A 9876-nucleotide genomic window follows, 5' to 3' on the forward strand; every position below is an offset into this window, starting at 1 on the left:
GCGGGTCCGTGTTGCGGTGGAGACTCAGGCAGCCAGGCGGTCTGCAGCTTGCTCAGCGGCATTGCGCGCTTGGCTGTCCAGGTCCAGCAACGCTTCGAGCGAATTGGGCTTGGAGGGGGAAACCGCCTCCAAAGTTGCAAGATTCACGGCATGAATATGGTCAAAACGAAGCCGTCCCGACAAGAATGCTCCCACAGCCACCTCATTGGCAGCATTCAATACGGCCGTCGTCCCTTCGGCCGCTTTCAGCGCTTGCCAGGACAGGTGCAAACCCGGGAAGCGGTGGGCGTCAGCATCTTCAAACGCCAGCGCGGACAGGGTCGAAAAGTCCAGTTTGCTCGCACCACTCGCAATGCGCTCCGGCCAGGCCAGGCCGCAGGCAATGGGCACGCGCATGTCGGGCGTTCCCAATTGAGCCAGGATCGATGCATCCTTGAACTGCACCATGGAATGGATGATCTGCTGCGGATGGATCACCACCTTGATCTGGTCCGGGTGCAGATCGAACAGCCAGCGGGCCTCGATCACTTCGAGCGCCTTGTTCATCATCGTGGCCGAATCCACCGAAATCTTGCGCCCCATCGAGAAATTGGGGTGCGCACAGGCTTGGGCGGGTGTGATCTCAGCCAACGTGGACGGGTCTCGTTGCCGAAACGGCCCCCCGGAAGCCGTAAGCAAAATGCTGTCCACCCGTTGCACCCAAGTGGCAGGGTCTTCGGGCAGGCATTGAAAGATGGCGGAGTGTTCGCTATCGATGGGCAACAGCGTCGCCCGCCCCTCGCGCACCGTCTGCATGAACAACCCACCACCAACCACCAGCGCTTCCTTGTTGGCCAGCAGCAACCTCTTGCCCGCGCGCGCAGCCGCCAGACACGGTGCGAGACCCGCAGCGCCCACAATGGCCGCCATCACCGCGTCTACTTCATCGTGTGAAGCTATCAATTCAAGAGCATCTTGCGATTGAAGGACCTGCGTTGGAAGGCTATTGGCCACCAATTTTTCAGCCAGAAGCGCCGCATGGGGCGCGCTCGCCATCACCGCGAAACGAGGACGGAACTGTGCACACTGCGCCAGCAGAAGATCGACCTGGGTGGCAGCGCTGAGCGCAAAAACTTCGAAGCGATCGGGATGACGGGCCACCACATCCAGCGTGCTGGTGCCAATGGAGCCGGTGGAACCGAGGACGGTGATTTGTTGTTTCTTCATGGAGTCGTCAGGCTCGTGAGCATCATGGCCAGGGGGAGCGTGGGCAGCAGAGCATCCACGCGGTCGAGCACACCACCGTGTCCGGGCAACAGGCCGCTGCTGTCCTTAACACCGGCGCTGCGCTTGATGAGGGACTCCACGAGATCTCCCGACACACTCATGGCCACCATGAACAGCGCGGCAAGCACCAGCATCCACCAGCCTTGTAGCGCCATTCGGCTGTAAAAACTGGGCACAGCCGCCTGCCAGTGCGCATCGGCCACGACCCAGACGAAGGCCATAACCACCACGCCCGCCAAACCGCCCCACACGCCCTCCCAACTTTTGCCAGGACTGATCGAAGGGGCCAGCTTGCCTTTTGTGAAGCGCAGGCCAAAAGCACGGCCGGCGAAATAAGCAAAGATGTCTGCGACCCACACCAGGAGCAGCACCGACAACAGGAAATTGATACCCACATTGCGCGCCTGCACAACGGCGAGCCAAGCGAGCCACAGCGCCAATACCCCTGCCACCAGGCGCACTCCACCCGGAATGCGGGGCCAACCAGGCACCCCTGCCTTGAGCAGCCAGGCAGCCGCCAAGACCCACAGGCCCCCGCCCACCACCCACAGGGCGGTCAACGGACGATCGACCCAGCCCAGGGCCCACGAACCCGCACACAGTGCGACACAAGCAGCGCCCACGGTCAGAGAGCCGGCCTGGCCAAAACCGCTCAGACGCCCCCACTCCCAAGCACCCGCAGCCATGAGCACCAACACGACCACGGTGAAGGGCACCGTAGATGGGTAAAAAAGCGCCGGCAGCAAAATGGCCAGCAGGACAAGGGCTGTGATAACGCGCTGCTTGAGCATGGGGCCTTTCAGAACCTGTTCAGGTTCTTAGCCCGGCATCGGCTGGGGATGCGCGGACAGGATTTGTTCGGAGGTTTTGCCAAAACGGCGCTCGCGGCCACCGAAGGCAGCAATCGCCTCGTCCAGCGCCGACTCATCGAAATCCGGCCACAACCGGTCGCTGAAGAAAAACTCGGAGTATGCGGCCTGCCACAGCAAAAAGTTGCTGATCCGCATTTCCCCGCCGGTGCGAATCACCAGGTCCGGATCGGGCACATGGGCCATGCCCATCGCACCCTGCAGGCTGGCCTCGGTGATAGGCTCACCGCGTGCCGCCAGCGACGCTGCGGCCTGGGCAATGTCCCAGCGGCCACCGTAGTTGAAACACACGTTGAGCACCAGGCGGGTGTTTTCAGCCGTAGCGGCTTCTGCCTGCGCCAAGCCATCGCGGACCTTCTGCGAAAGACCCGCACGCTCACCCACGAAATACAGGCGCACGCCATCCTTCTTGAGTTGCGGCACTTCGCGCGCCAGCGCCATCGCCAACAGTTCCATGAGGCCGGAGACCTCGTCGGCGGGGCGGTTCCAGTTTTCGGAAGAGAACGCAAACACCGTGAGCACAGCCACACCGCGCTGCACGCAGGCGCGTGCACAGCGGCGCAGTGAATCCACACCTTGTTTGTGGCCCGCCAGGCGCGGCAAAAAACGGCGCGTGGCCCAGCGGCCGTTGCCATCCATGACGATGGCAATGTGGTGTGGCACCAACGGAGAGTCAGCCATGTGAATGTTCAAGCCCTGGGGCCTAGAGCGTGTGATGCACTTTTACGTGCCCGCGAAAGTCGGGGAAAGGCCCGGCAACTAGGCGCAGGACGCGCCGCGGTATGAGTACCGCAAGCGGCTTGCAACGACGTAGCCGGGCCTTTCCCCAACTTTCCCAAAGGGTTGACCCCACACGCAGGCACTCGCGGCGTTGCAGCGCTTGCCAAGGCCGAAGCCTTGCCTGTGCACTGCACCTTGCGATCACCTGCGTGTGGGGCCAACGCGGGTACGTAAAAGCGCATAACACGCTCTAGACCGCCATGATTTCCTGCTCTTTGGCGGCCACCAGCGCATCGATCTCGGCGATGTGCTTGTCGGTGAACTTCTGCACGTCGGTTTCGGCGCGCTTCTGGTCGTCCTCGGAGGCCAGCTTGTCCTTGACGAGCTTCTTGACGGACTCGTTGGCATCGCGGCGCAGGTTGCGCACGGCAATCTTGGCGCTCTCGCCCTCGTTGCGGGCGAGCTTGGTCATTTCCTTGCGACGCTCTTCGCTCATGGGGGGCATGGGCACGCGGATCAGGTCGCCCATGGAGGCGGGGTTCAGGCCCAAGTCACTTTCGCGAATGGCCTTTTCAATCTTGGCGCCCATGCCTTTTTCCCAAGGCTGCACGCTGATGGTGCGCGAATCAATCAGGGCCACGTTGGCCACCTGGCTCAGGGGCACCAAGGAGCCGTAATACTCGACCTGGACGGTATCGAGCAACGCCGGGTTGGCACGGCCGGTGCGGATCTTCTGCAGGTTGTTCTTGAAAGCCGAGATGGACTGGTCCATCTTGGTTTCTGCATTTTTCTTGATGTCGGCAATCGTCATGTTTTCTCCTGGGCGCCCGCCTGCATCGTGGGCAGGCCTCGGCCATTGTCGTCAAGCGTAAACCAGCGTACCTTCGTCTTCACCCATCACCACGCGCTTCAGGGCGCCGTGCTTGATGATGGAGAACACCCGCACGGGCAGCTTCTGGTCGCGGCACAGGGCAAACGCGGTCGCATCCATGATGCCCAGATTGCGGGACATGGCCTCGTCAAAGCTGAGCTTCGTATAACGCGTGGCCGTGGGGTCCTTCTGGGGGTCGGCAGTATAAACGCCGTCCACCTTGGTGGCCTTGAGCACCAGTTCAGCACCGATTTCGGCACCGCGCAACGCTGCGGCGGTGTCGGTGGTGAAGAAAGGATTGCCCGTGCCGGCCGCAAACACGACGACCTTGCCCTCTTCAAGATACTGCAGCGCCTTGGGGCGCACATAGGGCTCAACCACCTGCTCGATGGCAATGGCGGACATCACTCGGGCCACCAGGCCCTGCTTGTCCATGGCGTCTGCCAGGGCCAGGGCGTTCATCACGGTGGCCAGCATGCCCATGTAGTCTGCGGTGGCACGGTCCATCCCGACCGAGCCCCCGGCGACACCACGGAAGATGTTGCCCCCACCGATCACCACAGCCACCTGGACACCCAGGCGGGTCACTTCGGCGATCTCCTCGACCATGCGCACGATGGTGGCGCGGTTGATACCGAAGGCGTCATCCCCCATCAGCGCCTCACCAGACAGCTTGAGCAAAATGCGCTTGTGGGCTGGTGCAGCGTTGGACATGGGAAATTTCTCCGGTAAGTGGTACGAGGCTTTGGCGGGGTGGTTACAGGGAACGATCAGGCAGCAGCCTTGGCAGCAGCCACCTGGGCAGCCACTTCGGCAGCAAAGTCGTCCACCTTCTTCTCGATGCCTTCGCCCACCACGTACAGCGTGAAGCCCTTCACGTTGGTGTTGGCAGCCTTGAGCATCTGGGCCACGGTTTGCTTGCCGTCGGCAGCCTTCACGAAGACCTGGTCGGCCAGCGAGACTTCCTTGAGGTACTTCTGCACCGCGCCGTCGATGCGCTTGGCCGTGATTTCAGCGCTTTGTGCAGGCTTGCCTGCAGCCACGAGTTCCTTGTTGGCTTCGTCGGCCTTGCCTTCGGCGACCGAGCGCTCCTTGGCAATCAGGTCTGCAGGCACGTCGGCGCTGGTCAGGGCCACGGGCTTCATGGCGGCCACGTGCATGGCAACGTCCTTGGCGGCGGTGGCGTCACCGTCGAACTCGACGACCACACCGATGCGCGAGCCGTGCAGGTAGGCTGCCAGGTTGGAGCCGCTGAAGCGCTTGAAGCGGCGGAACGACATGTTCTCGCCGATCTTGCCGATCAGGCCCTTGCGCACGTCTTCCAGCGTGGGGCCGAAGCTGTCTTGGCTGTAGGGCAGCGCGCCCAGGGCTTCGACGGTGGCAGGGTTGTGCTCAGCCACCAGCTTGGCAGCGGCGTTGGCCATGGCGATGAAGCTGTCGTTCTTGGAGACGAAGTCGGTTTCGCTGTTGACTTCCACCAGGGCACCGGTGGTGCCGTCGATGTAGCTGGCGACCACGCCTTCAGCCGTGATACGCGATGCAGCCTTGCCAGCCTTGGTGCCCAGCTTGACGCGCAGCAGCTCTTCAGCCTTGGCCATGTCGCCGTCGGCTTCCGTCAGCGCCTTCTTGCATTCCATCATCGGAGCGTCGGTCTTGCCACGCAGTTCGGCAACCATGCTTGCGGTAATTGCAGCCATCTTTGTTCCTTCAGTGTTCAGTTCAGTCAGTTCAGATTCGGGCTAAAAAAAAGGGGGCTCACCAGGGGCCCCGCTTTTGTTCGCGACGGATCGCGCAGCCGGGCTATCAGGCAGCGGCTTCTTGCACTTCCACGAATTCGTCGGTGCTCTCTGCAGTAGCAGCCTTCACGACTTCATTCACGGCGTTGGCACGGCCTTCGATGATCGCGTCAGCGATGCCACGGGCGTACAGCGTCACGGCCTTGGCCGAGTCGTCGTTGCCGGGGATCACATAGTCAATGCCTTCAGGCGAGTGGTTGGTATCGACCACACCGATCAGCGGGATGCCCAGCTTCTTGGCTTCGGCAACGGCGATCTTGTGGAAGCCCACGTCGATGATGAAGATGGCATCGGGCAGAGCAGCCATGTCCTGAATGCCGCCGATGTCCTTTTCGAGTTTCTCGATTTCGCGGGAGAACGTCAGTTGCTCCTTCTTGCTCAGGCTGTCGAGGCCAGCTTCTTGCTGGGCCTTCATGTCCTTGAGGCGCTTGATCGAGGTCTTCACGGTCTTGAAGTTCGTCAGCATGCCGCCCAGCCAGCGCTGGTCCACGAAAGGCACGCCAGCGCGTTGCGCTTCGGTGGCCAGGATTTCACGGGCTTGGCGCTTCGTGCCGACCATCAGGATCGTGCCGCGGTTGGCAGCCAGTTGCTTGGCGAACTTTTGGGCTTCCTGGAACAGTGGCAGCGACTTTTCCAGGTTGATGATGTGAATCTTGTTGCGATGGCCGAAGATGTAGGGGGCCATCTTGGGGTTCCAGAAGCGGGTTTGGTGACCGAAGTGGACACCGGCTTCCAGCATTTCGCGCATGGTAACGGACATAAAAATACTCCAAAGGTTAGGTCTAAAATCAGCCCCAATATTTGCAGTGCCGTGATCCTCACGAACACTGCAACACCTTGACAGGGCTGCTTTGCGATTGGTCTTGCCGCAGCGGCCACGCTGGTTGTGCAAACCTTGCACCACTGCGCTACTGCTCCCAGCAAAACCCAAAGATTCTAGCACACCCATGCTCCCTGACCTGATCGCCACCCGTGAGCAACTGCGGGACGGCGCCACTACCGCGCCCGCCGAGCTGGAACGCTGCATCGACGCTGCCCAGACCACCTCCAACACCCACAGTTTTGTGCGAACCCTGTTCGACGAGGCTCGCACCACAGCGGTGCAGCCGGGCGTGGCCCAGTTGCCTCTGGCCGGGCTGTCGGTGTCGGTGAAGGACCTGTTTGACGTGGCCGGCCAACCCACCCCGGCGGGCTCCACCGCGCTGGCGGGGGCTCCCGCAGCAGCTCAAGACTGCCCGGCCGTGGCCCGACTGCGCGCAGCGGGTGCCAGCCTGATTGGCCGCACCAACATGGTGGAGTTCGCTTTCTCGGGCGTGGGCGTCAACCCCCACTACGGCACGCCTGCTGCCTGGGACGCCCGTTTTGGCGCCGTGCCCGGCGCACCCCGGGTGCCCGGCGGGTCTTCGTCCGGCGCCGGGGTGTCGGTCGCCACTGGCGCCGCGTTCATTGGACTGGGATCGGACACCGGCGGCTCCATCCGCATTCCTGCGGCGCTCAACGGCATCGTGGGCTTCAAGAACACCGCCCGGCTGGTGCCTACCGCTGGCGCCGTGCCGCTGTCCACCACCCTGGACACTGCCTGCGCCATGACGCGCACAGTGCGCGACGCCATCGTGGCGCACGAGGTGCTGGCCGCCCGGCGCGTGACGCGCAGCCTGGCGCCGCTGTCGCAGTACCGGCTGGCGGTGCCGTCCACCCTCTTCCTCGACGGGCTGGATGCCACCGTGGCGCGCGCCTTTGAGCGCAGCGTGGAAGCCTTGCGCCAGGCCGGCGCCCAGATCGACACCATCGACCTGCCCGCCGTGCTGGAGCAGCCCGCCTACGGTTTTGCCGCCCCCGAAGCCTACGCCTGGCACCGCGAGTTGCTGCAGCGCACAGGCGACCGCTACGACCCCCGGGTGCGCATGCGCATTGAAAAAGGCGCCACGCTGATGGCCTGGGAATACATCGACCTGGTGCAGGCGCGCCAGCAATGGATTGCACGCATGCTCTCCGACATGGAGCGCTATGACGCCCTGCTGTCCCCCACCGTTCCCATCGTGGCACCGCTCATTGCCGATGTCGCGCCGGCCGATGGACTGGACAAAGTCCAGGACGCCGCCCGCGACGCCGAGTTCTTCCGCGTCAACAACCTGCTGCTGCGCAACACCAGCGTGGTCAATCTGCTGGATGGCTGTGCGCTGTCGCTGCCTTGCCACGTGCCAGGGGAACTCCCGGTCGGGCTGATGGTCTGGCACGGAGCGCTCAGGGACGACACGGTGCTCAACGTGAGCCTGCAGATCGAACAAATACTACAAAAATAATAGCTACTTGCGCTTTACCAACAAGCGCTAGAAGCCAAAAACACCCATATTCATGAAGATTGCTATCGTGGGCGCCGGCATCATCGGCGTCACCACCGCATACGAGCTGGCCAGCGACGGCCACGAAGTCACGGTGTTCGAACAACGCAGCGCAGCCGCCGAGGAAGCCAGCTTTGCCACTGCAGGACTGCTCGCACCCTACCTGCTGAGCCCCTGGGCAGTGCCGGGCTTTGGCCAGCCGCTGCGACTGATGGGGGCACAGGCCACCTTGCGGATGGCAGGCGGCCTGACCCTCGCCAACTGGGCCTGGTTGCGCCGCTGGCGCAGCATGGCCCGCAGCCACAGTGCCCCGGCTACAGCCGTCGAGCGCCTGGCGCAGTACAGCCAGACGCGCCTGCAATCCATCGCCAGCCAGCACGAGCTGGATTTCGAAGCCAGCGATGGCCGCCTGGTGCTGCTGCGCACTGAGGAAGACCGCACGCGCCTGCAGCCCGCACTGCAGGTGCTGCGCGACAGCGGCGTGACCTTGCGCGAGATCGACGCCGATGTGGCCCGCCAGATCGAGCCCGGCCTGTCGCCCGAGGCGCCGCTGGCAGGCGCCATCCACTTGCCCGACGCGCGCGCGGGCAACTGCCGCCTGTTTGCCCAGCTTCTGCGCCAGGGTATTCAGGGCGGTGGCGTGCAGTTTGTGTTCAACACCCGCGTGGACCGACTGGGCAGCAGCCCCACCGGCGTGGTGCTGCAAGGCGAAGCGGAGCTGCGCCGCTATGATGCCGTGGTGCTGTGCGCGGGCATGGCATCAGCCACGCTGCTGCCTGCGCTGGGCCTGGACCTGCCCATGGCGGCCGTGTATGGCTACTCCGTCAGTGCGCCGCTGCGCGAATCCACCCACGCCCCGCGCGCCAGCGTGGTGGATGCGGGTCAGCAGATATCCATCACCCGCCTGGGCCAGCGTGTGCGCATTGCCGGTGGCGCCGAACTGGCCGGGGCCGATGCCGAGCACCACACCCCCACACTGCAGCGCCTGTACCGCACGTTGAACGACTGGTTCCCCGGTGGCGTGCAGCTGTCATCCAACCTGCAGATCTGGCGCGGCGCCCGCACCATGCTGCCCGACGGAGCACCGGTGGTGGGCGCCAGCGGCGTGCCGGGCTTGTGGCTCAACACCGGCCACGGCGCAAGTGGCTGGGCTCTGGCCTGCGGCAGCGCCCGGGCGCTGGCCGACCTGATCGCGCAGCGCGAGCCCGAGGTGTCGCTGGACGGGCTGGGCATGCGTCGGTTCTAGGAGCCTGCGCTTTGCCCCCACGGGGCGTCGGCGCACAATGGCAGGCGCGCTGCCACTGGCAGCAGCCCTTGCCCCCTGCAGCCCATGCACCGCATCACCGCCCACCAGCCTTATCCCCTGTTCAACACAGCCGCCACCCGCCGCCTGGAAAATGCGGCAGCGGCCGCCCTGCCCCCGCACACCCTCATGCAACGCGCCGGCCTGGCCGTGGCGCAATTGGCCCAGGCGATGGCCCCCCACGCACGCACCGTGTGGATTGCCTGCGGGCCCGGGAACAACGGGGGTGACGGACTGGAGGCTGCCATGCACCTGCAGCGCAGTGGCCGCAAAGTGGTCGTGACCTGGCTGGGCCAGCCCGATACGGCCCCGGCCGATGCCAAGGCCTCGTGGCAGCGCGCACGGGATGCGTGCGTGGTCTGGGCAGACACCGCACCCGGCGATCTGGGGGCCAACGACCTGTGCATTGATGCGCTGCTGGGCATTGGCGTCTCTTCTTCACCCCACAGCCCCGCACGCACGCCCGACGCAAGGCTCCAGGCCTGTCTGCAAGCCCTGCACCGCAGCCCGGCCCCCGTGCTGGCCGTGGACCTGCCCAGCGGGCTGGACGCAGACACCGGCCAGTTTGCAGCAGGCCTTGCGCCCGACACCCCAACCCACCAGCACTACCACCTGCACCACCAAGCGCCCCCGCCACGCCACACACTGAGTCTGCTCACCCTCAAGCCCGGCCTGTTCACCGCCGCCGGGCGGGACGCAGCAGGCCAGG

10 protein-coding genes are annotated in these 9876 nt (G+C 64.3%); 3 read left to right on the top strand and 7 right to left on the bottom strand.

The window, feature by feature from the left end; genetic code table 11:
• Positions 1-24: 24 nt before the first annotated feature.
• The 7 genes from ispC to rpsB form a co-directional block, all read right to left on the bottom strand.
• Positions 25-1206 carry a 1-deoxy-D-xylulose-5-phosphate reductoisomerase gene (gene ispC / locus NFX52_RS11535; RefSeq protein ID WP_055398243.1) on the bottom strand — a complete coding sequence of 394 codons (1182 nt, stop codon included), beginning with the start codon at positions 1204-1206 and terminating at the stop codon, positions 25-27.
• Positions 1203-2057: a phosphatidate cytidylyltransferase gene (locus tag NFX52_RS11540; RefSeq protein WP_055398244.1), complete on the bottom strand. Its 855-nt coding sequence runs from the start codon at positions 2055-2057 to the stop codon at positions 1203-1205. Before NFX52_RS11540 ends, ispC begins: the two co-directional genes overlap by 4 nt.
• Before the next feature lie 27 nt (positions 2058-2084).
• A complete protein-coding gene (gene uppS / locus NFX52_RS11545) occupies positions 2085-2816 on the bottom strand; it encodes a polyprenyl diphosphate synthase (protein WP_055398245.1) in 732 nt (243 codons plus the stop codon).
• A gap of 289 nt (positions 2817-3105) precedes the next feature.
• Entirely contained in the window at positions 3106-3666 is a 561-nt protein-coding gene (gene frr, locus NFX52_RS11550) for a ribosome recycling factor (protein ID WP_055398246.1), read from the bottom strand.
• A gap of 51 nt (positions 3667-3717) precedes the next feature.
• Complete coding sequence (gene pyrH / locus NFX52_RS11555) at positions 3718-4440, bottom strand: UMP kinase (protein ID WP_010457839.1); 723 nt, start codon at positions 4438-4440, stop codon at positions 3718-3720.
• A gap of 56 nt (positions 4441-4496) precedes the next feature.
• A complete protein-coding gene (gene tsf / locus NFX52_RS11560; protein WP_055398247.1) occupies positions 4497-5423 on the bottom strand; it encodes a translation elongation factor Ts in 927 nt (308 codons plus the stop codon).
• A gap of 106 nt (positions 5424-5529) precedes the next feature.
• Complete coding sequence (gene rpsB / locus NFX52_RS11565; protein WP_055398248.1) at positions 5530-6282, bottom strand: 30S ribosomal protein S2; 753 nt, start codon at positions 6280-6282, stop codon at positions 5530-5532.
• Positions 6283-6469: 187 nt separating this feature from the next.
• Here rpsB and NFX52_RS11570 point away from each other — a divergent pair, with 187 nt between their 5' ends.
• The 3 genes from NFX52_RS11570 to NFX52_RS11580 all read left to right on the top strand — a co-directional run.
• Positions 6470-7825 carry an amidase gene (locus NFX52_RS11570; RefSeq protein ID WP_055398249.1) on the top strand — a complete coding sequence of 452 codons (1356 nt, stop codon included), beginning with the start codon at positions 6470-6472 and terminating at the stop codon, positions 7823-7825.
• 52 nt (positions 7826-7877) lie between these two features.
• Complete coding sequence (locus tag NFX52_RS11575) at positions 7878-9110, top strand: FAD-dependent oxidoreductase (RefSeq protein ID WP_055398250.1); 1233 nt, start codon at positions 7878-7880, stop codon at positions 9108-9110.
• A gap of 84 nt (positions 9111-9194) precedes the next feature.
• A partial coding sequence (locus NFX52_RS11580) for an NAD(P)H-hydrate epimerase (RefSeq protein WP_252635645.1) occupies positions 9195-9876 on the top strand: 682 nt, incomplete at its 3' end.

The organism is Acidovorax facilis (assembly GCF_023913775.1).
Classification (GTDB): domain Bacteria; phylum Pseudomonadota; class Gammaproteobacteria; order Burkholderiales; family Burkholderiaceae_C; genus Acidovorax; species Acidovorax facilis.